This window comes from Mesorhizobium sp. LNHC209A00 (assembly GCF_000502915.1).
Lineage (GTDB): Bacteria > Pseudomonadota > Alphaproteobacteria > Rhizobiales > Rhizobiaceae > Mesorhizobium.
This window is the reverse complement of the sequence record NZ_AYWT01000003.1, coordinates 194,246-220,872: the sequence shown is the minus strand read 5'-3', so window position 1 is coordinate 220,872 and position 26,627 is coordinate 194,246. Positions and strand designations below refer to the sequence as shown.

Sequence of the window (26,627 nt, the reverse complement as noted above, 5' to 3'; positions counted from 1 at the left end):
GGACTACCTAGTGCAGCACCAGCATATCGCTCGACGAGAACGAAATCTCGGCCTTCTCTCCGACCGCGGGCGGCGGGGTGGCGGAGTTGTTGAACGTGTCGAGCGACACCGTGTTGCCGCCGATGCCGACACGGACCCGGATAACCGAGCCGAGGAAGTGCACTTCGGAAATCTCTCCGGTCAGGCTGGAGTCGCGGCCGGGCTGGCGGCCGAGCGAAATCGCCTCGGGCCGCAGCGCCAGAGACAGCGTGTCGCCGGACTTCGAGCCGTTGAGCTTGCCTTTGAGCGAGACTTCCTGCGTGTTGACCTGCACCTTGCCGGAGGCGGCGTCGGTGACCTTGCCTTCGAGCACGTTCAGCGTGCCGACGAAATTGGCGACGAACTTGGTCGCCGGCCGGTTGTAGATCTCGAACGGCGTCGCGACCTGCTCGGCCTTGCCGCCATACATCACCGCGATGCGGTCGGAGATCGACAGCGCCTCTTCCTGGTCATGGGTGACGAAGATTGTGGTGATGCCGAGCTTCTTCTGGATCGAGCGGATTTCTTCGCGGAGCGACACGCGCACCTTGGCGTCCAGCGCCGACAGCGGCTCGTCGAGCAACAGGAGCTTCGGCTTCGGCGCGATCGCGCGCGCCAGTGCGATGCGCTGCTGCTGGCCGCCGGACAGCTGGTAGGGATAGCGGTCCGCCATCTGCGGCAGCCTGATCATGTCGAGCATCTCGGCGACGCGCCTGTCGGCATCGGCCTTGTTCATGCCGGCAACCTTCAGCCCGAAAGCGATGTTCTGCGCCACGGTCAGGTTCGGGAACAGCGCGTAGGCCTGGAACACCATGCCGACATTGCGCTGGTTAGGCTTCAGCCGCGTGATGTCCTTGCCGGCGACGACGATCTTGCCGGCCGATGGTTCCTCGAAGCCGGCGACCATGCGCAGCACCGTCGTCTTGCCGCAGCCGGATGGCCCCAGGAACGAGACGAACTCGCCCGGCTCGACGTCGAGGCTGAAATCCTGCACCACGGTGTTGGACCCGTAGGACTTTCGCACATGCTGGATCGACAGGAATGGCTCGGCCATGGCTTTTTCTCTCAGGTCAGTTCGGGCGGTTCGCCGATTTCGGCGCGAAGCGGGACAGGATCTGGATGAGCGACATGCAGCCCCAGGTAATGGCGAAGGCGATGATGGCAAGGGCTGCCGGTTCATAGGCGCGGTTGGCGCCGACGTTTTGCAGATAAGGGCCGAAGGCCGGACGGTTGAGGAGGCTCGCCATGGTGAACTCGCCGATGACGATGGCAAAGGTCAGGAAGGCGCCCGACAGCACGGCGATCAGGACATTGGGCAGGATCACCCGGCCAATGATCGTGCCCCAGCCGGCCCCCAGGATCTGCGCTGCTTCGGTCAATGTCCGCACATCGATGGTGCGCAGCCCGGTATCGACGGCGCGATACATGTAAGGCAGAGCCAGCGTCGCATAGCCGATCACCAGGAGGGCATTCGCTCCCATATTGCTGCCCAGGAACGGCAGCGGGGAATTCGAGCCGTACATCCGGATATAGCCGAAGACGATGACGATGGCTGGAATGACCAGCGGCAACAGCGTGATGAATTCGACGATCGGCCTGAGCCGCGGCAGGCGCAGCCGGATCCAATAGGCCGCCGGCACCACGATCAGCACGCCGAGAATGATGGTGAAGACGGCCGCTACCACCGAATACAGGAAGGTCGACTGGAAGCGAGCGTCGCCCAGCACGATCTGGTAGGCGTCGAAGGAATGGACGCCGCGGCGCATGCGCAACGAGAACTCGACAGTCGCCATCAGCGGAATGAAGAAATAGGCCGCGCCGACAATGAAGACGACCCAGGCCCAGAATTTGCCCGACTTCATTTGAGCCACCTTTCGGACCGGGTCCGGAACCAGATGTAGAAGACGTTGGCCAAGCCCGTGATGACGATCATGCCGAAGGCGATGGCATAGCCGAGCTGCGGGTTGTGCAGCACGTCGCCATTGATCTGCGAATAGAGCTTGATGGGAACGATGTTGAGTGCCGGGCCGGCAAACGCGTAAGCCGTGGCGATGGCGCCGAAGGAATTGGCGAACAACAGGATGACGGTGCCAAGGAAGCTCGGCCATATCACCGGAATGACCACCATGCGCCAATACTGCGACTGGGTGGCCCCGAGCGTGGCGGCGGCCTCGCCCCATTCCTTCTTCAAGCCGTCGATGGCCGGCACGATGATGACCACCATCAGCGGAATCTGGAAGAACAGATAGACCGCGATCAGGCCCGATGTCGTGAGGAAATTGAAGCCCATCGCGTAGATGTTCACATTGAGAACGTCACGCAGAAGCGTTGTGACGATGCCGACGCGGCCGAGGGTAGCCAGGAAGGCGAAGGCCAGCGGCAAGCCGGCGAAATTCGAGGCGACACCCGAAAAAGTCAGGGTCGCCGAGCGGGTCCAGTTGGGAAGGCCGCCGCGCACGATGGCGATGGCAATCGCGAGCCCGGCGAAGGCACCGATGACGGCCGACCAGAAACTGATCTTGATCGAAACCCAATAGGAAGCGCTGATCGAGGGATCGCTGATCAGCTGCAGGATATTATCCAGCGTCAGCTGACCGTCGCCATTCTGGAAAGCGCCCAGGACGAGATAGATCGTCGGCAGGATCAGGAACATCAGGACGAAGATGAAGAAAGGCGCCACGCCAATCCACTGCATCGGAAAGCGGAAAGTGGTCGCCTCGTTCGGCGGCGCGGGCTTGGTGGTAACGGACTGATTTGAGAGCGTAAGATCGGTCATGCGCCGGCTACCGTCTTCGAGGGGAAGCCGGGCGGCCTCGCGGCCGCCCGGTGGATTTCAAGCGTTACTTGACGTTGGCGCCGACAACGGCGTCCCAGTTCTTGCTGATGGTCTCCTTCGCCTTGCCCTGCTCGTCGAGCGTCGGGAAGGCGGCCGAGGCGTAGGATTCCGCTGGCGGCAGCTTGGCCAGAACGTCCGCGGGGATCTTGCCGTTCTTGGCAAGATCGTTGAAGCGGATCGGGTGGCAATAGCCCTTCAGCCAGCCGACCTGGCCTTCGTCGGAATAGAGATATTCCATCCACAGCTTGGCAGCATTCGGATGCGGCGCGAAGGCGCTGATCGCCTGCACATAAACACCTGCGACAACGCCGGTCTTCGGCACGATGACGTCGACGGGCGGGTTGCCCTTCAGCGTGTCGCGACCGGCGAGCGCGTTGTAATCCCAGTTGATCAGGATCGGGGTCTGGCCTTGGGCAAGCGTTGCCGGCTTGCCGACGACCGGCACGAAATTGCCGGCGGCGTTGAGCTTCTTGAAGAAGTCGAGGCCAGCGGTGCCAGCGGCCTCACCAGCAGCCGCGCCACCGGAAAGGCCCGCGGCGTAGACGGCCTGGATGGCCTGGTTCGAAGCGCGCGGATCGCCGGCAACGGCGACCGCGTTGGCGAATTCGGGCTTGAGGAGATCGGCCCAGTCCTTCGGCGACTCCTTGATCAGGTCCTTGTTCACCATGAACGAGAGCACGCCATAATAGTCGCCGTACCAGGCGCCATCGGCATCCTTGGCGCTGTCCGGGATCGAGTCCCAGGTGGACACCTTGTATGGCATCAACAGGCCATCGGCCTTGGCGGTCGGGCCGAAGGACAGGCCGACGTCGATGACATCAGGAGCCTGCGGACCCTTGTTGTCCTTGTTGGCCTTGATCGCCTCGACTTCGTCGCCGGAGCCGGCGTCGGGGTTGAGTTCGTTGACGGTGATTTCCGGATACTTCGCCTTGAAGCCGGCGATGACGTCGCCATAGCCGCACCAGTCATGCGGCAAGGCGATCGTGGTGAGCTGGCCTTCGGCCTTGGCGGCCTTGATGAGATCGTCCATCGAAGCGGCGGACGAAATCACCGACGACACCATCAGGGTCGCGGCCGAAAGGGAAAGCATTTTCCCCGTGAATTTGAACATGTGTTCTCTCCATTGAACTGACGCCGTTGGACGTCTGCGATGCGGTACCGTTTTCGTGTGACAGCCAGATGAAAGCTTTGTGAAACCGGCGCCTCGCAGCGTGAAAAGTTAACTCTTTTTAACGGACTGTAGCAATTAGCCATCACTTAATTTTCCGGCTAATCATTAATCCGCCCCTATATCGCCCCTTCCCCTCTCCTTTCCCCTCGTTTCCCGATCAACTTCCGCACCCCGGAACCGGCCTCAGACCGTCCCGGCGATGGCGTTTTCGAGCAGTGTCAGCGCCGCCTTCTTGGTCAGCTTGACCGGGTTGCCGCCGGCCGTCGGATCGACCACCGCCATGTCGGCGATCAGCCCCTTGCGCTTCTTGTCCATGTCGAGCCCCTTGATCAGGCCCGGCAGCGCGTGCGGCACCTTCAACTCCTTGCGCAGCTTGATAACGGCCTTGGCGAAGCCGTCGAAACCGCCCTTGATGCCGCAATAGGCGGCGAGCCGGGCAATACGCTCCTCGATGGAGTCGCGATTGAAGGCCAGCACATAAGGCATGAACACGGCATTGGTCATGCCATGATGGGTGTCGTAGAGCGCGCCGATCGGATGCGACAGCGAGTGGATCGCACCCAGCCCCTTCTGGAACGCCGCGGCGCCCATGGCGGCCGCGCTCATCATGTGGGCGCGGGCGACGAGGTCCTTGCCATTGGCATAGGCCTTCGGCAGGTTCTCGAACACCAGGCGTATGCCTTCGACGGCAATGCCGTCGGCCATCGGATGATAGCCCGGCGCGCAATAGGCTTCGAGGCAATGGGCAAGCGCGTCCATGCCGGTGCCGGCGGTGATGAAGGAAGGCATGCCGACCGACAGCTCCGGATCCGCGATGACGATCGCCGGCAACAACTTCGGATGGAAGATGACCTTCTTGGTATGCGTCTCCTCGTTGGTGATGACACCGGCGCGGCCGACCTCCGAGCCGGTGCCGGCGGTGGTCGGCACCGCGATGATCGGCGCGATGGCGTCGGAGTTGGCGCGCGTCCACCAGTCGCCGACATCCTCGAAGTCCCAGACCGGCCTGACTTGGCCGGCCTGGAAGGCGATCAGCTTGCCGAGGTCGAGCGCCGAGCCGCCGCCGAAGGCGATGACGCCGTCATGCTTGCCCTTCTTGAACACCGCGATGCCGGCGGTGAGGTTGGACTCGACCGGGTTCGGCTTCACCTCGGAGAAGACGCCATAGGGCACCTTGGCCTCGTCGAGAATCCTAAGCGTCGAGGCGACGACCGGCAGTTTCGCCAATCCCGGATCGGTGACGAAAAGCGGCCGCTTGATGCCGGTGGCCGCGAGCACCTCCGGCAGTTCCTTGATGCGCCCGGCGCCGAAACGAACAGTGGTGGGGTAGTTCCATTTGGAGATGAGCTTGGACATTTTTGTCTTTCGAAAATTAGATGGCTTCACGCAGATGGAATGATTTCGGCCGGGTCAAATTGTCATAGCCCAGTGCCGACAGGGCAACGCCCTTGCCGGTGTCCTTGACGCCGGTCCAGACCAGCGCCGGATCAAGATAGTCGCAGCGGTTCATGAACACCGTGCCGGTCTCGACGCGGTCGCCGATCGCCACCGCATGCTCGGTGTCGCGCGTCCAGATCGAGGCCGTCAGCCCGTAGGGGCTGTCGTTCATCAAAGCGATCGCCTCTTCATCGTTGCGCACCTTCATGATGCCGACGATCGGCCCGAAACTTTCCTCGCGCATGACGCTCATCTGGTGGTCGACTTGCGTCAGCACCTCCGGCGCCAGATAGGGCGAGCCGGCCTTGTCGTTAGCCAGCTTCATGTCGATGTGCGCCTTGGCGCCCTTACGCAGCGCTTCGGTCTTCTGCTCGCGGATCAGATCGGCAAAGCGCGCCTGCGCCATCGGTCCCATCGTCGTCGCCTGCTCCAGCGGATTGCCGACGACATAATTCCTGGTCTCGGCGATGAAGCCTTCGACGAACTCGTCATAGACCTTCTCGTGCACATAGACGCGTTCGATGCCACAGCAGCACTGGCCGGAATTGAAGAAGGCGCCGTCGACCAGATTGGCCACGGCATGGTCCATCTTGGCGTCGGGCAGCACATAGGCCGGATCCTTGCCACCAAGTTCGAGCCCAAGCGTCATGAAGGTGCCTGCCGCCGCCTTTTCGATAGCACGGCCGCCAGCGACCGATCCGGTGAAATTGACATGGTCGATCTTGCCGGAACCCAGCAGTTTTTCGGTCTGTGCATGGTTGAGCACGACATTCTGGAACACGCCCTTTGGCAGGCCGGCCTTGTCGAACGCCTGTTGGAAGCGCTCGCCGACCAGCAACGTCTGCGCGGCATGTTTGAGGATGACGGCGTTGCCGGCCATCAGCGCCGGCACGATGGTGTTGACCGCTGTCAGATAGGGATAGTTCCATGGCGCGATCACCATGACCACCCCAAGTGGATCCTTCTTCACATAGCGCCGGAAGCCGTCCTTCGGGTTGGAGGCCGGCACGGACTTGAGCGCCGCTTCCGCGATCTCGACCATATAGTTGGTACGCTCCTTGACGCCGCCGAACTCGCCGCCATAACGAACGGGACGCCCCATCTGCCAGGCGATCTCCGGCACGATCTCGTCTGATATCGCGACCAGTGCTTCCAGCATCGCCAGCATGTACTTGCCACGCTCGACGATCGGCGTCCGCGCCCACTTCTCCTGCGCCGCCCTGGCGAGCTCGACCGCGGCGTTGATCGCCTGGTCGGTAGCGACCGGCCGCTCGGCATAGATCGAGCCGTCGATAGGGGATTTTAGTTTGACCGTTTCGGTCATCGTTTAAGTCCTCGCACTTCTGTACAATCGAAATCACATGGCTTGACGCTGCCCCTCACACCTTTCTTCACGGGAGAGGGTAAGGGTGAGGGGCGGCGTCAGCCTAGTACCGCTCGAAACCCCTGTGCAGTTCCCAATCCGTGATACGCCGATCGTATTCGAACTGCTCCCACTTCGCGGTGTGCACATAATGTTCGAGCACATCCTCGCCGAGAGCCTGTTTCAGCATCTTCGACTTCGCCAGCGTCTCGGTCGCATCGCGCAGCGTCTTTGGAATCTCCGGCAAACGAGAAGCCTGGTAGGCGTCGCCGACGAAAGGCTTCTGCAATTCCAGCTTCTCGTCGATACCGGCGAGGCCGGCCGCGATCAGCGCCGCGAAGGCGAGATAAGGGTTGAGGTCGGCGCCGCCGATGCGGCATTCCATGCGGATGCCCTTGGTGCCCTCGCCGCACAGGCGGAAGCCGGCGGTGCGGTTGTCTTCGCTCCACATGATCTTGGTCGGCGCGAAAGTGCCGGCTTGGAAGCGCTTGTAGGAATTGACGTAGGGCGCCAGGAACCAGGTGAATTCCTTGGCGTATTTCAACTGCCCGGCCGCCCATTGCTGGCCAAGGGTCGACAAGGTCCAGTCGGCTTGTCTGTCGAAGAACAGGGGCGTCTTGCCGTCCGCGCTCCACAGCGAATTATGGATGTGGCTGGAATTGCCGGCGAGACCGTAATTATACTTGGACATGAAGGAAATCGCCTTGCCTTCGGACTCGGCAATCTCCTTTGCGCCGTTTTTCAGGATGACGTGGCGGTCGGCCATGTCGAGCGCTTCTGCGTAGCGCACATTGATCTCTTCCTGGCCCGGACCCCACTCCCCTTTGGAGTTCTCGATCGGAATGCCGGCGGCTTCCATTTCGTTGCGAAGCCGGCGCATGACGCCTTCTTCCTTGGTGGTGATGCCGATCTGGTAGTCGCCGATATAGGGCGAGGCTGTATCGAGCCCCTGCCAATGCTTCTTGCGGGCGGAATCGTAGGTCTCGTTGAACAGGTAGAATTCGAGCTCGGAAGCGAAATAGCCGATATAGCCCCGCTCGCTCAGCCGCTTGACCTGCTTCTTCAGGATGGCGCGCGGCGAATGCGGCAGGTCGTCGTGGGTGTGGTGGTCAAGCACGTCGCAAATGACGAGCGCCGTCTTTTCCAGCCAGGGAATGCGCCGCAGCGTCGCCAGGTCCGGCTTCATGACGAAGTCGCCATAGCCCTTCGACCAGCTTGCCGCCTTGTAGCCCGGCACCGGCTCCATATCGATGTCGGCCGCCAGCAGGTAGTTGCAGCCATGCGTCTCGTCATGCGCGGAATCGACGAAGTATTGCGCCAGGAACCGCTTTCCCGCCAATCGGCCCTGCATGTCGACAATGCATGCCAGCACAGTGTCGATCTCGCCGCTGGAGACCGCTTTCTTCAACTGATCGAACGAGAAATTTCCGGCCATTCCTTTGGCACTCCAGTGCTTGGTCGTTGAAAGGGAGGAACAAAACCATGGCCGGCGCGATGCCGGCCATGGTTGGTGATGCTTGAAGTCAGTGGCCGGTTTCGCCGACCGCCTGTTCGGCTGCCTTGATCGCCGCCTGGCGCGCGGCGATGATGTCGCCGAGTGGCGGACCCTGGAAGCGGTTGCGCTCGAAGGCGAACCAGACGATCGCCGTCAGGATGAAGAAGCCGACGGTGATGTAGAGCGCCCAGTCGTTCGGCGGCTGGATGCCGATGACGAAGATCAGGATCATCGACACGATCGACAGGACGGCAAACAGCATGAACACGCCGCGCCCCATGTTCCATGGACCCATCTTGTCCCACTTCGGCGTGCCCCAGGCCAGCATGCCGAGCACGATCGGCACGGTGAAGGACAGGAACAGGAAGATGACGGTGCACGATACGACGATGGTGTAGGCCGAGGTGCCGGCGACCGAAACCAGCGTCGACCCCCAGACGAACAGCACCGACAGGACCGACGCCGTCCAGATCGCCGCCACCGGCGTGCGATAGGTCGGGCTGACCTTGGCGAGTGCCGCCGAGCCCGGCAGGCCGCCGTCACGCGAGAAGGCGAAGATCATGCGCGACGCCGACGTGACGGTGGCGAGACCGCACAGAAGCTGCGCGATGAACACGACGAGATAGACGAACTCCTTGAGGCCGGGACTGACGCGCTGGTCGAAGGCCCAGAAGAACACGTTCCAGCCCTGCTTGGCGGCGTCGTCCATGTTGGGGATCATCAGCACGAAAGCGGCCAGGAACAGATAGCCGAAGACGGCCGACCAGATCACCGACATGACCATGGCGCGCGGCACCGAGGAAGCCGCCTTGATGGTTTCCTCGGAAGTATGGGCCGAAGCGTCATAGCCGGTGATCGTGTAGATCGGCAGCAAGAGGCCTAGTGCGAACACCCACGCATTCGAGACCGACGGCCAGACGCCGGCGCCGGCGTCACCCGAATAGTTGTGGAAGGTGAACAGGCGGCTGAAATCCCACGTCTCGGCGGAGAACAGACAGACGACCGCGATCAGGATCGAGCCGAAGAAGATCAAATAGCCGGAGAAGTCCGTCAGCTTGGCCGTCAGCTTGATGCCGAGATGGTTGATCAACGCCTGGGCGCCGGTGATGACGACCAGGAAGATCATCTGGTTGGTCAGCGTGCCCTCGATGCCCAGCGCCGGTCCGAAGGCGCCGACGAAGAACGTCCAGGTGCCGACATTGATGGCGCCGAGCACGGTGATCAGGCCGAGCAGGTTGAGCCACGCCGTCACCCAGCCGGTGCCGCGATTGCCGAGGATCGAGCCCCAGTGATAGAGGCCGCCGGCGGTTGGATAGGCCGAGCTGATCTGCGACATGGCGACCGCGAAGGTCAACGAAATAAAGCAGCCGACCAGCCAACCGATGCCGATGCCGATGCCGCCGGCGCCCGACGTTGCCTGAGCCAGCGAATTGATGCCGCCCGACAGGATGCAGATGATGGAGAAGGAAACGGCGAAGTTTGAAAAGCGGCTGAGACGCCGCTCCAGTTCCTGGGCGTAGCCCATGCTGTGGAGGGCCTTTACGTCCTCCGCCTTGTCAACGTCTGTATAACCCGGTGCTGCCATTGGAAGTCCCCTGTTTGTTTCTCAGCTGGCCGATTGGACTGACTTTCTGACTGAATGCGATCTGGGCCGCGTGGCCTCCTCTGGTTCCAGATCCGAAAAAATGCCGGTGAGCAGATCCGCCCATTTCCGCTGCCCGGTTTCGCCGGATATCTCATCGTTGCGGATTTCGATCATTGCACAGGGCAGCCCACGCGAGCGCGCATGCCGTTCCAGCGTGAAATAGACGCGATCGGCAGGCGAATAGGGTTCGTTGACGCCGACGGTGATGCCGGCAAGCCGCTGTAGCGCCGCTATCAGCGGTGCCGCCAGCCGGCGATCTTCGTCATGGATGATGCCGATATGCCAGGGCCGGTTGCGGCCCTTGTAGACCGGCGTGAAGGAATGGACGGAAACCAGGCGGGTCTCCTGCCCGCGCGCCAGCCTGTCTTCGACAATGCGCTCGATGGTGCTGTGAAATGGCTGCCATGACAGGGCGACCCGCGCCGCGCGCTGTTTTTCGGACAGGCCGGTATTACCCGGTATGGCAGTGGTTTCGCTGACCGGCGGCACCAGGTCCGGCGCGTCGAGCGGCCGGTTGCAATCGATCACCAATCGCGAAATGCGGGTTTCGATCAGCGTGGCATCGAGCGCCTGCGCCATCCGCAGCGCAACCGGCAACGCACCGGGATCCCAGGCGATGTGACGCGACAGGTCCTCGGTGGCGAGCCCGAGCGTGCCGAATTGAGCCGGCATGAAATTGGAAGCGTGGTCGCAGGTCAGTACGAAAGGGCTCGATCCGCCAGGGTTCGTCACCCCCACGGTATCAGACGATGCAAGGCTGGCGGGCCGCGCTGTCTCCATAGTCCTGCCGTCCCCTGGGAGCGCTGTATCGTATGTTACGTATTTTGTTTCATTGCGTCCCGGTGGATGATTTCATACAGTTTGTTTGGCTTTGTCAAATGCGATCTGGGGAAAAGACCGTCGGCGGGCCAAGGGTGGGGAAAAGATGATTTCCAACATTGCCGAATTGATTGCCGACCGTATCGGCGCGATGCCCGCCGGCGAACGGCGCGCAGCGCAGACGCTGATCGCGAGCTATCCGATGATCGGACTGAAGACGGTCGCCGAATTCTCATCCGCGGCCGGCGTATCCTCGCCGACGATCCTGCGTTTCGTCGCCCGGCTGGGTTTCCAGAATTATCCCGAGTTCCAGTCGAGCCTCCAGGATGAACTGGCGGCGCAATTGCAATCGCCGGCGATACGAACGCTCAACCCGCCCACGCCTAGTGGCGGCATGGTGTCGCCCATGCTGGAAGCGACGCTCGACAATATGCGCGAGACCTTCAGGCATCTGTCCGACAAGCAGCTTGCCGACATTGCCGCCAGGCTGGCCGAGCGGCGTGGCAAGACATTTCTGATCGGCGGCCGCTTCACCGACCCGCTGGCGCGCTACATGGCCGCCCACCTCGCCGTCATCCAGCCCGATGTCTTTCACCTCGCCGGCCAGGAGAGCATGTGGCGCGACCGGCTGATCGACATGGGCAAGCGCGACGTGCTGGTGATCTTCGACATCAGGCGCTATCAGGACAGCCTCGTCCGCTTCGCCGAAAAGGCGCATCAGCGCGGCGTTCAGATCGTACTGTTCACCGACCAGTGGCTGTCGCCGATCGCCCGCTTTGCTCGCCATGTCATCGCCGGACGAACCGCCGTGCCTTCCGCATGGGATTCCTCGGCGGCACTTTTCGTCGTCGCCGAAACGCTGATCGGCGCCGTCACCAGGCAACTCGAGGCCGACGGGGCCCGGCGCATCCGCGAGATGGAAGGCCTGCGATAGGTCGAATCCTCCGGATAAATGCATCGGCTTCGCGGCCGTCTCGGTCTCACGTTACCGAGATTTAATGTGCACGATTGCGTGATAATTGCCATAAACCGCTGATATTGGGGGGTGGCGTGGCCGAATTTTGCCTCCCGCCCGCATCGTCGCTGTGCCGTTCCTTCGGGAAGGGCTGACGATTCGTGAAACCGGAGTGTCGATGCGGACCTGGAAGCAAATTGCCGTTGCGCTTGTGATCGTGCTCGCCGCCGCGGCCGCCTGGGCACGCTTCTATCCAGGCGCGCCGGAAGTGCTGGCGCGCTGGGGGATGGATTGGGCCTACGCGGCAACGCCTCCCGCCAGAAACGGTGCGGACGGCGCGAAACAGGCTGGCAATCGCAATGGAGTCCGGCAGGTCAACGTCGTCGCCTTGCCTGCCGGTACGGCCACCATAAACGACCGCCTGCAGGCGATCGGCACCGGCCGTGCCAACGCCTCGGTGACCGTCAATCCCTACAGTTCCGGCCGCCTTGCCGAGTTGCTGGCCGAATCCGGCACTCATGTCGACAAGGGACAGATCATCGCAACGCTCGATTCCGAGACGGAGATCATCGCACAGGACCGCGCCAAGCTCGCCTTGCAGGATGCTCAGTCCAAGCTCGACCGCGTCAAGTCGCTGCGCGCCTCAAACGCGGCGACACCGGTCGCGGTCGCCGATGCCGAAGTGGTTCTGGCTGGCGCCAAGCTGGCGCTTCAGGACGCCGAGCTTGCACTGCAGCGCCGCTCGATACTGGCGCCGATCACCGGCACGGTCGGCATCCTGCCGATCTCGGCCGGCAATTACGTCACCAACCAGTCGGCGATCGCCACGCTTGACGACCGGTCCTCTATCCTGGTCGATTTCCAGGTGCCCGAGCGCTTCGCCGCCGCCGTCAAGGTCGGCGCGCAATTGACGGCGACGCCGATCGCCAATCCGAGCAACGCCTACACCGGCACCGTTTCAGCGATCGACAATCACATCGACGAAAAGAGCCGCACACTTCTGGTCAAGGCCACCATCGCCAATCCGGCCGATTCGCTGCGCGCCGGCATGTCGTTCTCCATCACCATGAAATTCCCCGGCGAGACCTATCCGGCCGTCAGCCCGCTGGCGATCCTGTGGGGTTCGGACGGCGCCTATGTCTGGCAGGTCGAGGACAGCAAGGCCAGGCGCGTGCCGGTGCGCATCATCCAGCGCAACACCGAGACCGTATTGATCGACGCTGAGATCGACAGCGGCGACATGGTGGTCACCGAAGGCACCCAAAGTGTCAGCGAAGGCGGCGAGGTTCGCATCGCGGACCAGGAGCAGCGCGCCACCAAGGCCGCGGAAGGCTCATGACCGGCTCCGTCAACGCCGCCAGCGATACCGGCTTCACCGCACTGTTCATCCGCAGGCCGGTCATGGCGTTCGTGCTGAACACCCTTATAGCCGTTGCCGGCCTCGCTGCCTTCTACGGTGTCGAGATCCGCGAACTGCCCGACGTCGACCGCGCTGTTGTCACGGTCTCCACGACCTTCGAAGGCGCGGCCGCCGAAACCGTCGACCGCGAACTGACCGACACGATCGAGGGCGCCGTCGCCCGCGTCTCTGGCGTCAAATCGATCTCGTCTTCCTCCTCATTCGGCTCGAGCCGCGTCACCATCGAGTTCAACGACGGTGTCGATCTGAACGTCGCCGCCTCGGATGTGCGTGATGCCGTCGGCCGGGTCGCCAACCAGATGCCCGATACCGCCGATCCGCCGCGCATCGTCAAGGCCGATGCCAATTCCGACGCTGTGATGCGGCTGGCGGTGACTTCGGACACCATGTCGATCCAGGACATGACGGTGGTGGTCCAGGACCAGATCGAGGACGAACTGGCAGCCGTACCCGGCGTCGCCGACGTCCAGGTCTATGGCGACCGCGACAAGATCTTTCGCATCGACGTCGACCAGAACAAGCTCGCCAGCCTCGGCTTCACCGTCGCCGACCTTCGGACGGCGCTTGCCTCCGTCGCCTTCGATTCCCCGGCCGGGTCGATCACAACGACCAACCAGGACCTGATCGTGCGCACCACGGCCGACGTGACGACGCCCGAGGAATTCGAAAACATCATCATCGGCGGCACAACGCGCATCCGCGATGTCGCGACCGTCACGCTCGGCCCCGATGTAGGCCAGACGACGCTGCGTTCGGACGGTAAGACCGGAATCGGCCTAGGCATTATCCGCCAGGCGGAATCGAACACGCTGGACATTTCGACGGGCGTGCAGGCCGCCGTCGCCAAGCTGCAGGAGAACTTGCCCAAGGGCATGTCGATCAAGATCACCAGCGACGACGCTGTCTTCGTCAAGGGTGCGGTGCACGAGGTCGAGATCGCGCTTGGCCTGTCGGTTACCATGGTGCTGATCGTCATCTACATCTTCCTGCTCGACTGGCGCGCCACGCTCATCCCCGGCCTGTCGATGCCGGTCGCCATGATCGGCACCATCGCCGCCATCTATCTGGCCGGCTTCTCCGTCAACATCCTGACGCTGCTCGCTTTGGTGCTGGCCACCGGCCTTGTCGTCGACGACGCCATCGTCGTCTTGGAAAACATCGTGCGACGGCGCAACGAAGGCATGGGGCCGCGTGCGGCGGCCGTGCTCGGCGCGCAGGAAGTGTTCTTCGCCGTCGTCGCCACGACACTGACGCTTGTCGCCGTCTTCGTACCGATCTCGTTCCTGCCCGGCCAGACCGGCGGCCTGTTCCGCGAATTCGGCTTCGTGCTTGCGATGTCGGTGCTTCTGTCCTGCGTGGTCGCGCTGACGCTTTGCCCGATGCTTGCCTCGCGCATGCTGACCAGCGCGCCGCTTCACCGAGAGGCCGGCCAGGGCATTGGCGCTCGCATCGGCGGCGTCCTGAATGCCGGCTACAAGCGCGCGCTGCACGCTTGCCTCGACGCGCCCTGGATCGTGATTCTGGTAGCGGTGCTGTTTGCCGGCGTCGCCTTCGCGCTGTTCGGCACCATCCGCCAGGAACTGACGCCGACCGAGGACCGCGCCGCGGTGCTGTTGCGCATCAACGCCCCGCAAGGCGTCAGCCTCGACTATACGACACAGCAGATGCAGAAGATCGAGCGGCTGATCCAGCCGATGCGCGATTCCGGCGAGATTCGCTCGACCTTCGAAAACGCCGGCCAGAACGGCTCCTACAATTCTGGCTTCATGGTGATGACGCTGGCGCCGTGGGACGAGCGCAGCCGCGGCCAGCAGGAGATCATGGCCGAGATCAGTCGATTGACCAGGCAGGTGCCCAGCGTGCGGATCTTCCCGGTCCAACCCAACAGTCTCGGCATCCGCGGCGCCGGCAACGGCCTGCAATTCGCTCTGGTTGGCAACGACCGCAAGGCGCTTGGCGATGCGGCGGTCAAGATCATCGCCGAAATGCAGAAGGATCAGCGCTTTCAGACGCCGCGCCTGTCGATCGACCCGACGCAGCCGCAACTGGCCGTAGCGATAGACCGTGAGCGCGCGTCCGATCTCGGCATCGACATCACCGGGCTCGCCAACACCATGCAAGCCATGCTCGACGGCAATGACGTCGTCGATGTCTACATCGCCGACCGCAGCTACGGCGTGAAGCTGGTCTCGACCACCAACCCGATCAACGACCCGACCGATCTGGAAAATGTCTTCCTCAAGACGGCGGATGGCCGCTTCGTGCCGATGTCGACCATCGCCACGCTGACCGAGCGCGCCGTACCACCGTCGCTGTCGCGCGAACAGCAGCAGCCTTCGGTGGCGATCACCTCGAACCTCTCGGGCAATTTCGCGCTTGGCGATGCGCTGACACGCGCCGAGCAGATCGCCACGCCGCTCCTGCCGCCTGGAAGCCGAATCCTGCCCCTGGCCGAGGCAGCGACTTTGGGTGAAACCAACAGCGCGATGGTCACCATCTTCGGCTTTGCCCTGGTCATCATCCTCCTGGTGCTGGCCGCCCAGTTCGAGAGTTTCGTCAGCGCCGTCATCATCATGGCGACGGTGCCGCTCGGCCTCGCCTGCGCCATTTTCGCGCTGCTGCTTTCGGGCACCAGCCTCAACGCCTACAGCCAGATCGGCCTGGTGCTTCTGGTCGGCGTCATGGCCAAGAACGGCATCCTGATCGTCGAATTCGCCAACCAGCTGCGAGATCGGGGCTGGGGGGTGCGCGAAGCGATCGAGCAGGCTTCCACCATCCGTCTGCGGCCGGTGATGATGACGATGATCTGCACCATACTTGGCGGTGTCCCGCTCGTGCTGGCCGCCGGTGCGGGCGCCGAGGCACGCGTGGCGCTCGGCTGGGTCATTGTCGGCGGGCTTGGCCTGGCCACCATCTCGACGTTGTTCCTGACCCCGGTCGCCTATCTCCTGCTTGGCCGCTTCGTCACGCCGAAGACCCATGAGGAAGCACGGCTGAAGCGCGAACTCGAGGAAGCCGCCTCCACCAATGTGGAACCGGCGGAATAGAGATACCTATTTCAGCAGCCGACCCTCGATCGACCAACGCGCGGCAAGGAAGTTCAGCACGGCCGCCACGATGACCCCGCCGATCTTTGCCGGCCACACACCGCCGATGCCGGCGAAGAGTGCGATCGACAGGCTGGACACGCCGAGCGAAATCAACGCCCCAGCCGAGACGAAGCGCAGGAAGGCATCATGCAGCCGAATGGCGTGATTGCGTTCGAACGACCAGAAGCCATTCGCCACGAAAGAGAAGACGACGGCAATCGACCACGAGATGACATTGGCGGACAGCGGCGGGGCGTGCAGCTTGAGAAGCAGGAAAAAACCGGCAAGGTCGATGGCCGTGTTTGCCAGTCCGACTAGCGCAAAACGGACGATCTTGCTGCCCGTCGAACGCCGGGGCTGAACGCCGCTCATTCCCTGCCGTCCATGATCTCGATACCGGCTCGGGCCATGTTCGCGCCGAACGCATCCGAAGCCAGAACGCCGAATTCCACTTCGCGCACGCCTTGCATCGGGTCACGCGCGCACAGCGTTTGGTCGACATGGCCGGGGTGGCACATGAACAGCCCTCGGTCCGACAGCGCTTCGACGGCAGCCTCCAGCAAGGGGGCGAACTTTTCGGGTTGCCGCCAGTCATAGATGCCGGCGAGCGGCTTCAAAACGGCAAAGCCGGCGCGCTGCATCGATTGGTCGAAGCCGGCGGCCACGGCAGCGATTGCCGCGATTTTCGGCGCGGCGACGGCATCGCTCAGCGCTGGAGCGCCGCGCAGCACCGGCCTGCCGGCAGCGTCGGGAAAACGTGTCCGCAGCCAGCCGCGCGCGACAAGCAGGAAATGCACGTGCTGATGACCGTCGATGAAGTCGGGCTTGCGGCCCAGCGCCTCGACGAAACGGCTATATTGCGCGTCGAGTTCGGCATGGACGTCGCGCTCATCGATCCGCCCGCGCAGGATCGACAGGGCCAGCGAACGAAGCGGCGGCAACCGGCTCTCGGGCGCCAGGCTCGATTTGCCTGTGACCGCTGGCTGGTCCGTAAGGGTCAGGTGCAGCCCGATCGCCGCGCGGCCACGCAGCGGCTTTATGCGCGCCGCCGCCTCGGCCCATTCCGGAAAACCGGTCATGCAGCTGGTGCCGGTCAGGCGCCCGCGGTTGAGCAGGTCGAGAATGCCTGCGCAAACCCCTGGTGCCAGCCCGTAGTCGTCGGCGATCAGGCGAATGCGCCGCGTCATCCGCTGGACGCGCCCGGCGCATTGTCGGGGGCGGTCTCGCTGAGCACCACATCGCGCACCAGATAGACCGGCCGGTCCTTGCTCTCCGACAGCGTGACCCAGACATATTCGCCGATCAGGCCGAGCAAGGTGAGGTTGAGGCCGCCGAGCAGCACGACGGCGACCATCAGGCTGGGGTAACCAGGCACGGCAACTCCGTAGAACATCACCTCGAAGAACACTTTGGCGCCGTAAACGACGCCCGCCAGCGCCGCAAGCATCCCGCTCAAGCTGATGATGCGCAGCGGGATGACGGAAAACGATGTAAACCCTTCCAGTGAAAAGGCGATCAGGTTGAGCCGACTCCATTTCGACGTGCCGATGGCGCGGTTTTCCGGCGAATAGGGTATGGCTTTCTGACGGAAACCGGCCCAGGCGAACAGACCCTTGTTGAAGCGCCGTTTGTCGCGCAGGCTGGTCAGCGCACGCACCACGGGACCGCGCATGACGCGAAAATCACCGGCATTCTCCGGAATATCGAAACGCTGGCTGCTGTTGATCAGGCTGTAGAAAATCCGCGCCAGCTGGCTGCGCCGCCAGCTCGCCTCGCGGCGGTCGTTCTGCGCGTACACGACGTCGATGTCTTGGCTTTCCACCAGCTCGGCGATCATCTTCAAGCTGATATCCATGGAATGCTGCAGATCGGAATCCATGATCAGCACCATGTCGCCCCGCGACCGGTCGAGGCCGGCGAGCACCGCCACCTCCTTGCCGAAATTGCGGCTGAGGCGAACGATCTCCCACGATCCCGACAGGGCCTGTGAAAATCGCCTGGCACCATCGTCGAGGCTGCCGTCGTCGACCAGGATCTTGTGGACGGCCATACCAAAACGGCTTGATACCGCTTCCTCGAGCCTGTCGAGCAGCGCGGCAAAGGCCGGCGCCGATTGCGCCTCGTTGAAGAAGGGCGCCACGATGTCGAGTTTTTGACGCGGATCAGCCATGTGCAACGGGTCCGACACTCACGATCTTTGCGCGCCCCTTGGCCCAGAACCACCAGATCAGGGAACAGGCGATGAAGCTGACCGCGATCGGCCGGAACCAAGGGTAGAAGAAATCATGCATGTGGCGCTCGACGCTGGTCAAACCTGTGAGGAACAATACCGTCGACAGCACCGAGGCCAGGACGCCGCCACGCTCCTCCCGCCACAGTGTGGCGATAGCGAGGCCGGCGGGCACGGCGATCATGGCATAGGTATTTGGCTCGACACGCGGATTGAAAACGCACATGTAGAAGGCAGCCGCCAGGAAGATCGCCAGTCCGGCAATTCCAGGCTGGAGCTTGCGGTCGAACCAGAGGACGATCGACAGCGTAAGCAGTGCCACGACGATGCGCACGACCGTGGCGGCGAATTCAGGCATCGGCAGCCCGGCCGAGGTGAAGGGCGCCGTGAAGTCGGTAGGCACAAAGTGGCCGGACTTGTCAACGGCCATGGAGGTCAACATGCGGGCGAAATCGCCGTACTGTTCGTTCAGGTAGCCGGCAGGCGCGAACGCGTACGGTATGGCCAGTACCAACAGCACTGCCAGCACCAGCACGGGTATCAGCCGCAGACGCAGCGCCGACACCAGCAAAAGCATGATGATCGCGGTAGGTTTGGCAATGATGGCGACCGAAGCCCAGAAGAAGGTTTCGGCGCGCCGCCCTTCGAACGCCGATAGGGTCAGAAGCCAGCAGGCCGCGGTCAGAAGGATCGTTGCCTGGCCGTTGCGGATCGCACCCAGCGCCATCGGCAGGGCAAGGAAGAGGCCGAAGGAAAGCAGCCATGGCAATTCCTCACCGCCGATTTTGCGCACTTGCCGCATCGCCGCGAAGGTGAGCGCCGCGAAGCCCAGCGCATGCCACACCACGCCGCCCAGATACGGTCCGAGCTTCAGCACTGGCAGGTAAAACGCGGCGAAGGCTGGCGCATACAGGTACCCCATCTCGGATTGAAGATTGTACAGCGGCCGCCCGCTCAGGAATGCTTCGCTGCCGTATCCGTAGGCCTGCGTCACCGTGCGCGTGCCGGGCGACCATAGCACCAGGCCGAGAACGATCAGGAATGCCCCGATCCACATGGCCAGCCCCAAACGATCGAAAACCGGCTTGGAAATCGTCATCAATTCACCCCGCACGCCATCGGGGAAGACGCCTCAGCCCGGCGCCGTCCCGGCATTCGATGGCGGCGACATATCACGGACAAAGCGACGAGGCATAGGGGCCGAAAGACGCGGCGATGAATTTCGGGACCGCCAGGGATGGCCGACCGAACTGGGAAAAGCGTCCAGAAATCCTGCGACTAGGCCCTTCCGGCTCCGCATAAGGCGGCATCAGGGCCGGATGAACACTTTGCCGTTGGGCTTGGCCAGTTCCGCCGGCGTTCGCGCCATTGCCTCGGCCAGCGGAATGACCGCCGTCACGTCGGTCGACCAGCGTCCGTCGGAAAAACGCTTCTGTGCCTCGAGGACCGCCGGACCTCGCCGATCCCTAAATTGCCGCATCCACTCGCTCAGCCAGAAGCCTTCGATGTGCTTGTGCTGGAAGATCAGCTGGCCGGGCTCGCGGATGATCGTTGCCTCGGGATCGAGCCGGCCATAGATGATCCAGCGCGCCCGTTTCGGCATCGCGTTGAAGATGGCTGACGCCAGCGGCCCGGTGACCGCATCGAGGAAGATGCGCGGCTGTTCGGCCTTCATCACCTCGCGCAGCGTGGCCTCGAATTCCGGCGCCTTCTCATTGAGGACGTGCGCCGCGCCAAGCTCTTTCAGCATCGCGATCTGTTCGTCGCGGCGCACCGTGACAAGAGGCCGAAACCCTTCCTCCCTCGCCAGCCCGATGATCAGCTTGCAGAGCTGGCTGGCACCAGCGGTCATGACGAAGGCCTTTTCGCCTTCCTGTTTGACGATGTCGAACATGGCGATCGCGGTCAGCGGATTGACGATCATCGCGGCGCCATCCTCGTCTCGAACCGTATCGAGAAGCGGAATGCAGGCCGCCGCCTCGGCGACGGCATATTCAGCCCACGAACCCCAATTGCTCAGACCGGTGGCGAAAGCGACGCGCTTGCCGACAAGGCTCTTGGGATGGGGCTCCTCACCGCCCGCGACGACCGTGCCGACACCCTCGAAGCCGGCCGGCCGGCCCTTGGCGCGCGGCTGGCCGTACTGGCCCTTGATGAAGGCGACATCCGATGGATTGATCGAAGCGAGGCTGACCTTGATCAGCACTTGGCCCGGTCCGGGCGCAGGCACGGCGATGCTGCCCGGCTCGAGATACGGCTCCATCGCCTCGAGCGCACTGCCGCTCGGCGTCCTTGTATAGCCGTCACCGACCAAGAGCAGCGCCTTCATTTCGGAGGGGATCGTCATTGACGGTATTCCTTGTTTGTCGGCGGCGACGCGGCCGGGCAGCGCTCAGACCTTTTCCTGCGTGTATTTCTTCAGCTCCATGCGCGCCACCTGCCGCCGATGCACTGCATCCGGCCCATCGGCGAGGCGGAGCGTTCTGAGATGCGTCCACGAGCGGGCGAGAGGCGTATCCTGGCTGATGCCTTGCGCGCCGAACATCTGCACCGCCTCGTCGGTGACCTTGAGCGCCACGCGCGGCGCGATAACCTTGATCTGGCTGATCCAGGGAGCCGCGGCCCGCGCGTCGCCCTGATCGATCATCCATGCCGCCTTGAGGCAGAGCAGCCGGGCCATCTCGATCTCCATGCGGCATTCGGCGATGATATCGAAATTGGCGCCGAGTTTCGCCAGCTTCTGGCCGAAGGCCTCGCGGCGCACGGAACGCTGGCACAGCATCTCCAGCGCCATCTCGGCCTGGCCGATGGCGCGCATGCAGTGATGGATGCGGCCGGGGCCGAGCCGGCCTTGCGCGATTTCGAAGCCCCTGCCCTCACCGAGGATCAGGTTCGACGTCGATATCCGCACATTGTCGAAGCGAAGATGCATGTGGCCATGCGGCGCGTCATCGTCGCCGTAGACCTGCATTGCCCGGACCTTGGTCACGCCCTTCGCGCCCGAGGGGACCAGGATCATCGAATGGCGGCGGTGCTGTGGCTCTTCATCGCCGGCGGTCCGCACCATGACGATGTAAATGGCGCAGCGCGGGTCACCGGCACCCGACGCCCACCATTTCTCGCCGTTGAGCACATAGTCGCCGCCCTGCCGCTCGCAGCGCATGGAAATGTTGGTGGCGTCGGAAGAGGCGACATCCGGCTCCGTCATGAGATAGGCCGAGCGGATCTTTCCGTCCAGCAGCGGCTCGAGCCATTCCCGCTTGTGCTCTGCCGAGCCGTAGCGTTCCAGAACCTCCATATTGCCGGTGTCGGGTGCCGAACAGTTGAAGGTTTCGGCGCCCAGATGCGCCTTGCCCATCTCCTCGGCCAAATAGGCGTATTCGACGGTGGACAGGCCGTAGCCGCGTTCCGAGCCGGTCAGCCAGAAGTTCCACAGGCCGCGCTCCCGTGCGGTCTTCTTCAGCCCCTTAAGGATCTCCTTCTGGCGCTCGCTGTAGGCCCAACGGTCGCCGGCCTTGCCGACCTCGCTCAGGAATTCCTTGTCGAGCGGCATGATCTCGTCGCGCACCATGGCCGTGACGCGGGCGTGGATCGGCTTCAACCGCTCGGTCATGCCGAGATTCATCTCCGTCATCGGTCGCTAACCCTTCATGCAGGCCGGGCATTTGTCAGTGGCAAGGATGACCGTACTTCGGATAGCCTTGTCAACGCGAACTGTTTGCCCGCGGGCCGTGCGGAGGATTGTGATGAGCTATCTGGACGAGCTGTTTTCGGTGACCGGCAAGACCGCGCTGGTGACGGGAGCGGCGACCGGCATCGGCCGCATGGCGGCCACCGCATTGGTGAGGGCCGGCGCCAGCGTGATGATCGCCTCGCGCAAGGGCGACGACTGCATCAAGGTGGCCAGTGAATTGAACGGGCTTGGCGCTCCGGGCCAAGCGGAAGGCTTTGCCGGCGACGTCTCCAGCGAAGCCGGCATCGCCGCCTTGGTCGGCGAGGTCAAGGCGCGCACCGGCAAACTCGATATCCTCATCAACAATGCCGGCGTGTCCTGGGGCGCGCCGCTGGAGAGCTTCCCTTATTCGGCATGGGCCAACGTGTTCGGCGTCAATGTCACCGCGGTCTTCCATCTGACGCGCGAATTGCTGCCGCTGCTCGACGCCGCCGCCAGCGACGAAGATCCTGCCCGCGTGATCAATCTGGGATCGGTGATGGGAACGCAGCCGCTGGCCGACGACGCCTATTCCTACACCGCCTCCAAGGCGGCCGTTCATCACCTGACACGCACGCTGGCGCTCGAATTCGCCGGCCGCCGCATCACCGTCAACGCCTTTGCCCCCGGTCCCTTCCAGAGCCGCATGACCGCTTTCGCCACCGGCACGGACGAACAGGCCAGGCATGTCGGCGGCCATGTCCCGATCGGCCGTATCGGCACAGCGGATGACATTGCCGGCGCAACGCTCTATTTGTGCAGCCGTGCAGGCAGCTATGTCACCGGCGCCATCCTTCCGATCGACGGCGGGCAGTCGGTGCAGCATGGGTTGACCTTGTTCAAGGAATGACATTTTCCGGCCGCAGAAGCCGGAGGTGAACTGGAGGACATGAGCGTGGAACCAATCAGTCTCGATGTGCTTCTGGCCAGTGTCGGCAAGGAGGTCGGCGTTTCGCCCTGGCGGGTGGTCACGCAACGCATGATCGACCAGTTCGCCGACGCCACCGACGACCACCAGTTCATCCACTGCGATCCGGAGCGGGCCAAGCGCGAAACGCCGTTCGGCGGCACCATCGCGCATGGCTTCCTGTCGCTGTCGCTGTTGTCGGCGATGACGTTCGAGACCATGCCGCCGCTGGAAAACGGCAAGATGGGCGTCAATCACGGTTTCGATTCGTTGCGCTTCCTCGCCCCGGTGAAGACCGGCGCGCGCATCCGGACCCGTTTCGTGCTGGCCGACGTCAAGGTCAGGCCGTCGGGCTGGGTGCAGACGGCGCACGACGTGACCATCGAGATCGAAGGCTCCAAAAAACCGGCGCTCACCGCCCGTTGGCTGACGCTGACCTTGCTTGAACGCCAGCCCGAGACAGCATGAGCGACGCCAACGCGCTCGACCGGGCGACGCTCGCGCCTTACCTCGACGCGCATATCCCGGGTTTTTCCCGACTCGCGGCCATCGAAAAATTCAAATCCGGCCAATCCAACCCGACCTATCTCCTGACGGCGGCAAGCGGCCGTTACGTGCTGCGCGCCAAGCCGCCAGGCCAACTCCTGAAATCGGCTCACCAGGTAGACCGCGAATTCCGTGTGATGAAGGCGCTTTCCGGCACCGCCGTACCAGTGCCCGAAATGCTGCACCTGTCGACGGAGGATTCGCCCATCGGCCGCATGTTCTACGTCATGGATTTCCTCGACGGCCGCATCTTCTGGGATCCGGCACTGCCGGAGGCACACGGCAACGAGGAACGCGCCGCGATCTACGACGCCATGAACGCCACGCTCGCCGCCCTGCACGATGTCGATGTCGAGGGCATAGGTCTTGGCGACTTCGGCCGCCCCGGCAATTACTTCGAGCGGCAGCTGGCGCGCTGGACAAGCCAGTACCGTGCCTCCGAAACCGGTACCATTGCCGACATGGACCGGCTGATCGCCTGGCTGGAAACCCGCCTGCCGGTCGATGACGGCCTGATATCGCTCGTGCATGGCGACTATCGGCTGGACAATCTGATCTTTGCGCCGGACCAGCCGAGGGTACTGGCGGTGCTCGACTGGGAATTGTCGACCTCGGGCCACCCCTTCGCCGACATCGCCTATCAATGCATGCAATGGCGCCTGCCGCATGCCTCCGGCTTTCGCGGCCTTGGCGGCATCGATCGCTCGGCATTCGGCCTGCCCTTGGAAGAAGACTATCTCGCTGCCTATTGCCGGCGGCGCGGTCTCGCCGGCATCGGCAACTGGACGTTCTTCCTCGCCTTCTCCTTCTTCCGCCTGGCTGCAATCTGCCAGGGTGTCTACAAGCGGGCGCTGGACGGCAATGCTTCCAATCCGGAAAAAGCCAGGACCTATGGCGAGGCGGTGAAGCTGCTGTCGCACCTTGCCGCCGAGCTGATCGACAAGGAGGACTAAGCAATGGGCCGCTTTTGATGGGGCCACCGTGCTGATCACGGGCGCGACCGGCGGCCTCGGCCGCGGCGCCGCCAAGGGCTTTGCCGCAGAAGGCGCCCGGCTGGTTCTCTCGGACCTGGATGAAACGGCCCTGATGAGTTTCGCCGAGACGCTCGATACCGAGACGGCGATTCTGGCCGGCAGCAGTGCCGACGAAGCGCTGTCGGAAGCACTGGTGGCGCTGGCGGTGGAAAAACTTGGCCGCCTGGACGTCGCCGTCAACATTGCCGGTGTCATTCAGAGTTTCGTGCGCCTGCCGCAGGTTCCATCGGACGAAGCCCGCCGGGTGCTCGAGGTCGACCTGCTCGGCGTCTTCTCCGCCATGAAGCACCAGATCCCGCAAATGGAGCGGCAGTTCAAGGCCACCGGCAAGGGCGGCGCCATCGTCAACATTGCCTCGGCCGCCGGCCTTTCGGGTGCGCCGAAGCTTTCGGTCTATGCAGCCGCCGAGCATGGCGTGGTCCGCCTGACCCGCTCGGCGGCGGTCGAATGTGCAAGCAAGGGTCTGCGCATCGATGCCATCTGCCCCGCCCACACCAGAACGGGGATGGTAGACAGTTTCGTGCGCGTCTCCGGGGCGCCGGGGACGGAGGCATTGGCCGAGCTGACCCGTGGCATACCGATGAAGCGCGTGGCGGAAGTCGACGAAAACACCATGGCCATCTTGTTTGCCTCCGACCCGGCCAATTCCTTCATGACCGGCCATGCGTTGGCCATCGATGGCGCTGTCGGCGCGATCTGACCCCCACGATCCTGACTCCCGTGCCGCGTGGGAACTTCCCGTGCTCTTGTCCGTTTCCGTACAGCGTATATAATTTAGCCGCGCACCACCGACCCAGACAGCACCGAAAGGCATCAGACTTGCCGCCGAGCGTCCAGAAACGCCGCGAAAAACAAAAGGCCGAACTGCGCTCCGAGCTGGTCGAGGCCGCACACAAGCTCGTCCAGGAAGAAGGCTATGATGGGCTGACCATCCGCAAACTGGCCAAGCGGGTCGGCTACGCGCCGATGTCGGTCTATTCCTATTTCGCCGACAAGCAGGATATCCTTTTTGCACTGGCCGAAGATGCGTTCGAGACGCTGGCACGCCGCATCGAGGAGCACTCGTCAGATGATCCGATCGAAGCCTTGCGGGCGGTGATGACCGAATATGCCGCTTTCGGGCTCGGCAACCCCAATGAATATCGCACTGTCTTCATGACCGAGAAGACTAGGGCCCCGGAAGGCCGGAGTTTTCAAGAGATGCACGAGGCCAACCCGGCGATGAAGGCGCTGATCACCCGGGTCGAAGCCTGTGTCGCCGCCGGCAAACTGCAGGGCGACCCGCGTGCCATCGCCACCATGCTGTGGGCGGTGGGCCACGGCACGATCTCGCTGCTGATCACCTTCCCTTTCTATCCCTTCGGTGACCCGTATGCCTTCGTGAAGCGGATGTGCGATTTCCAAATGGCCGCACTTAGCACGCAGAACGTGCCGCCACTGACCGAGGCACCGGTCAACGGCTGAACGACATCTCCTTCGTTTCTATATTTTCTCGCAACCTTGCCCAGCCAGACCGGGGCCCAGCCAGACCGGGGCCCAGCCAGACCGGGGGTAAATTCTTGGTTAGCAAAAAGTTATCGTACGCGTACGATTGCGACTTGAACTTCGCGATCGGCGGTCGTATTTGTACGGCATATCGTACACGTACGACAGAATTCAGCCGTCGAAACGGAGACCTGACAGTGAAAAAGACCCTCCTCACCCTCGCCGCCGTTCTGGCCTTTTCGGGCTCGGCCGTTGCCGCCAGCACCACCCACCCTGTCAAGCATGTGCCCGCCGCGACTTGCGTCGACACCAAGACCAATGTGAAGCTCGATTGCGCCTCGACCGGCTCGGTCGAGAAAAAGGGCGCCACCGAAAACACCGCTGAAGGCAAGGGCCCGCGGCTTGGCATCAGCATCAATCCGTGGATCGTGCCGAGCACGTTCTGATTTTCTTCGGCAAGTCGGT

At 63.1% G+C, this 26,627-nt stretch carries 24 protein-coding genes; 9 read left to right on the top strand and 15 right to left on the bottom strand.

Going from position 1 to position 26,627, the window contains the following annotated elements:
- Nucleotides 1-7 precede the first annotated feature (7 nt).
- The 9 genes from X739_RS157205 to X739_RS157245 all read right to left on the bottom strand — a co-directional run bounded on the left by X739_RS157205 (nucleotide 8) and on the right by X739_RS157245 (nucleotide 10,745).
- Nucleotides 8-1,072, bottom strand: coding sequence for an ABC transporter ATP-binding protein (locus tag X739_RS157205; protein WP_023770532.1), 1,065 nt, complete (start codon nucleotides 1,070-1,072; stop codon nucleotides 8-10).
- A 16-nt stretch (nucleotides 1,073-1,088) separates the two neighbouring features.
- On the bottom strand, nucleotides 1,089-1,880 hold the full coding sequence (locus X739_RS157210; protein ID WP_023770533.1) for an ABC transporter permease: 792 nt from the start codon (nucleotides 1,878-1,880) through the stop codon (nucleotides 1,089-1,091).
- Nucleotides 1,877-2,713, bottom strand: a complete 837-nt coding sequence (locus tag X739_RS157215) for an ABC transporter permease subunit (protein ID WP_198019181.1) — start codon at nucleotides 2,711-2,713, stop codon at nucleotides 1,877-1,879. Before X739_RS157215 ends, X739_RS157210 begins: the two co-directional genes overlap by 4 nt.
- Nucleotides 2,714-2,858: 145 nt before the next feature.
- On the bottom strand, nucleotides 2,859-3,965 hold the full coding sequence (locus X739_RS157220) for an ABC transporter substrate-binding protein (RefSeq protein ID WP_023770535.1): 1,107 nt from the start codon (nucleotides 3,963-3,965) through the stop codon (nucleotides 2,859-2,861).
- Between the two features lie 243 nt (nucleotides 3,966-4,208).
- Nucleotides 4,209-5,381: an iron-containing alcohol dehydrogenase gene (locus X739_RS157225; protein WP_023770536.1), complete on the bottom strand. Its 1,173-nt coding sequence runs from the start codon at nucleotides 5,379-5,381 to the stop codon at nucleotides 4,209-4,211.
- 16 nt (nucleotides 5,382-5,397) lie between these two features.
- Nucleotides 5,398-6,786, bottom strand: a complete 1,389-nt coding sequence (locus tag X739_RS157230; RefSeq protein WP_023793848.1) for an aldehyde dehydrogenase family protein — start codon at nucleotides 6,784-6,786, stop codon at nucleotides 5,398-5,400.
- 103 nt (nucleotides 6,787-6,889) lie between these two features.
- Nucleotides 6,890-8,260, bottom strand: a complete 1,371-nt coding sequence (locus X739_RS157235; RefSeq protein WP_023770538.1) for a glutamine synthetase family protein — start codon at nucleotides 8,258-8,260, stop codon at nucleotides 6,890-6,892.
- A gap of 88 nt (nucleotides 8,261-8,348) precedes the next feature.
- Nucleotides 8,349-9,905, bottom strand: a complete 1,557-nt coding sequence (locus X739_RS157240) for an amino acid permease (protein WP_023770539.1) — start codon at nucleotides 9,903-9,905, stop codon at nucleotides 8,349-8,351.
- Between the two features lie 21 nt (nucleotides 9,906-9,926).
- Entirely contained in the window at nucleotides 9,927-10,745 is an 819-nt protein-coding gene (locus X739_RS157245) for an N-formylglutamate amidohydrolase (RefSeq protein WP_023770540.1), read from the bottom strand.
- Between the two features lie 145 nt (nucleotides 10,746-10,890).
- Between X739_RS157245 and X739_RS157250 the strand changes: the two genes are divergently transcribed.
- The 3 genes from X739_RS157250 to X739_RS157260 all read left to right on the top strand — a co-directional run bounded on the left by X739_RS157250 (nucleotide 10,891) and on the right by X739_RS157260 (nucleotide 16,206).
- A complete protein-coding gene (locus tag X739_RS157250) occupies nucleotides 10,891-11,718 on the top strand; it encodes a MurR/RpiR family transcriptional regulator (protein ID WP_023770541.1) in 828 nt (275 codons plus the stop codon).
- Nucleotides 11,719-11,917: 199 nt separating this feature from the next.
- Nucleotides 11,918-13,078 (top strand): efflux RND transporter periplasmic adaptor subunit, encoded by a 1,161-nt coding sequence (locus tag X739_RS157255; protein WP_023781249.1) that lies wholly within the window; start codon nucleotides 11,918-11,920, stop codon nucleotides 13,076-13,078.
- Nucleotides 13,075-16,206, top strand: a complete 3,132-nt coding sequence (locus X739_RS157260) for an efflux RND transporter permease subunit (protein ID WP_023793844.1) — start codon at nucleotides 13,075-13,077, stop codon at nucleotides 16,204-16,206. The genes X739_RS157255 and X739_RS157260 overlap by 4 nt, the downstream gene beginning before the upstream one ends.
- A 6-nt stretch (nucleotides 16,207-16,212) precedes the next feature.
- On the opposite strand, the gene X739_RS157265 is transcribed toward X739_RS157260, so the two are convergent.
- The 6 genes from X739_RS157265 to X739_RS157290 form a co-directional block, all read right to left on the bottom strand.
- Nucleotides 16,213-16,620 (bottom strand): GtrA family protein, encoded by a 408-nt coding sequence (locus tag X739_RS157265; RefSeq protein WP_023793842.1) that lies wholly within the window; start codon nucleotides 16,618-16,620, stop codon nucleotides 16,213-16,215.
- Entirely contained in the window at nucleotides 16,617-17,435 is an 819-nt protein-coding gene (locus tag X739_RS157270; protein WP_023770543.1) for a ChbG/HpnK family deacetylase, read from the bottom strand. The genes X739_RS157265 and X739_RS157270 overlap by 4 nt, the downstream gene beginning before the upstream one ends.
- On the bottom strand, nucleotides 17,432-18,418 hold the full coding sequence (locus tag X739_RS157275; RefSeq protein ID WP_023770544.1) for a glycosyltransferase family 2 protein: 987 nt from the start codon (nucleotides 18,416-18,418) through the stop codon (nucleotides 17,432-17,434). The genes X739_RS157270 and X739_RS157275 overlap by 4 nt, the downstream gene beginning before the upstream one ends.
- Nucleotides 18,411-19,577 carry a glycosyltransferase 87 family protein gene (locus X739_RS157280; RefSeq protein ID WP_023770545.1) on the bottom strand — a complete coding sequence of 389 codons (1,167 nt, stop codon included), beginning with the start codon at nucleotides 19,575-19,577 and terminating at the stop codon, nucleotides 18,411-18,413. The genes X739_RS157275 and X739_RS157280 overlap by 8 nt, the downstream gene beginning before the upstream one ends.
- A 210-nt stretch (nucleotides 19,578-19,787) precedes the next feature.
- Nucleotides 19,788-20,825 (bottom strand): zinc-binding dehydrogenase, encoded by a 1,038-nt coding sequence (locus X739_RS157285; RefSeq protein ID WP_023793839.1) that lies wholly within the window; start codon nucleotides 20,823-20,825, stop codon nucleotides 19,788-19,790.
- 45 nt (nucleotides 20,826-20,870) lie between these two features.
- The gene (locus tag X739_RS157290; protein WP_023770547.1) at nucleotides 20,871-22,112 is read right to left on the bottom strand and encodes an acyl-CoA dehydrogenase family protein; all 1,242 of its coding nucleotides are present in this window, start codon (nucleotides 22,110-22,112) and stop codon (nucleotides 20,871-20,873) included.
- A gap of 112 nt (nucleotides 22,113-22,224) precedes the next feature.
- Here X739_RS157290 and X739_RS157295 point away from each other — a divergent pair, with 112 nt between their 5' ends.
- From X739_RS157295 to X739_RS157320, 6 genes are all read left to right on the top strand, one after another.
- On the top strand, nucleotides 22,225-23,040 hold the full coding sequence (locus X739_RS157295; RefSeq protein WP_023770548.1) for an SDR family oxidoreductase: 816 nt from the start codon (nucleotides 22,225-22,227) through the stop codon (nucleotides 23,038-23,040).
- Between the two features lie 39 nt (nucleotides 23,041-23,079).
- Nucleotides 23,080-23,565, top strand: coding sequence for a MaoC family dehydratase (locus tag X739_RS157300; protein WP_023770549.1), 486 nt, complete (start codon nucleotides 23,080-23,082; stop codon nucleotides 23,563-23,565).
- A complete protein-coding gene (locus X739_RS157305) occupies nucleotides 23,562-24,596 on the top strand; it encodes a phosphotransferase (protein WP_023793836.1) in 1,035 nt (344 codons plus the stop codon). Before X739_RS157300 ends, X739_RS157305 begins: the two co-directional genes overlap by 4 nt.
- A gap of 28 nt (nucleotides 24,597-24,624) precedes the next feature.
- Nucleotides 24,625-25,377, top strand: a complete 753-nt coding sequence (locus X739_RS157310) for an SDR family oxidoreductase (RefSeq protein WP_023770550.1) — start codon at nucleotides 24,625-24,627, stop codon at nucleotides 25,375-25,377.
- Between the two features lie 119 nt (nucleotides 25,378-25,496).
- On the top strand, nucleotides 25,497-26,141 hold the full coding sequence (locus X739_RS157315; RefSeq protein WP_023770551.1) for a TetR/AcrR family transcriptional regulator: 645 nt from the start codon (nucleotides 25,497-25,499) through the stop codon (nucleotides 26,139-26,141).
- Nucleotides 26,142-26,359: 218 nt separating this feature from the next.
- Nucleotides 26,360-26,608, top strand: coding sequence for a DUF680 domain-containing protein (locus tag X739_RS157320; RefSeq protein WP_023770552.1), 249 nt, complete (start codon nucleotides 26,360-26,362; stop codon nucleotides 26,606-26,608).
- Nucleotides 26,609-26,627 lie beyond the last annotated feature (19 nt).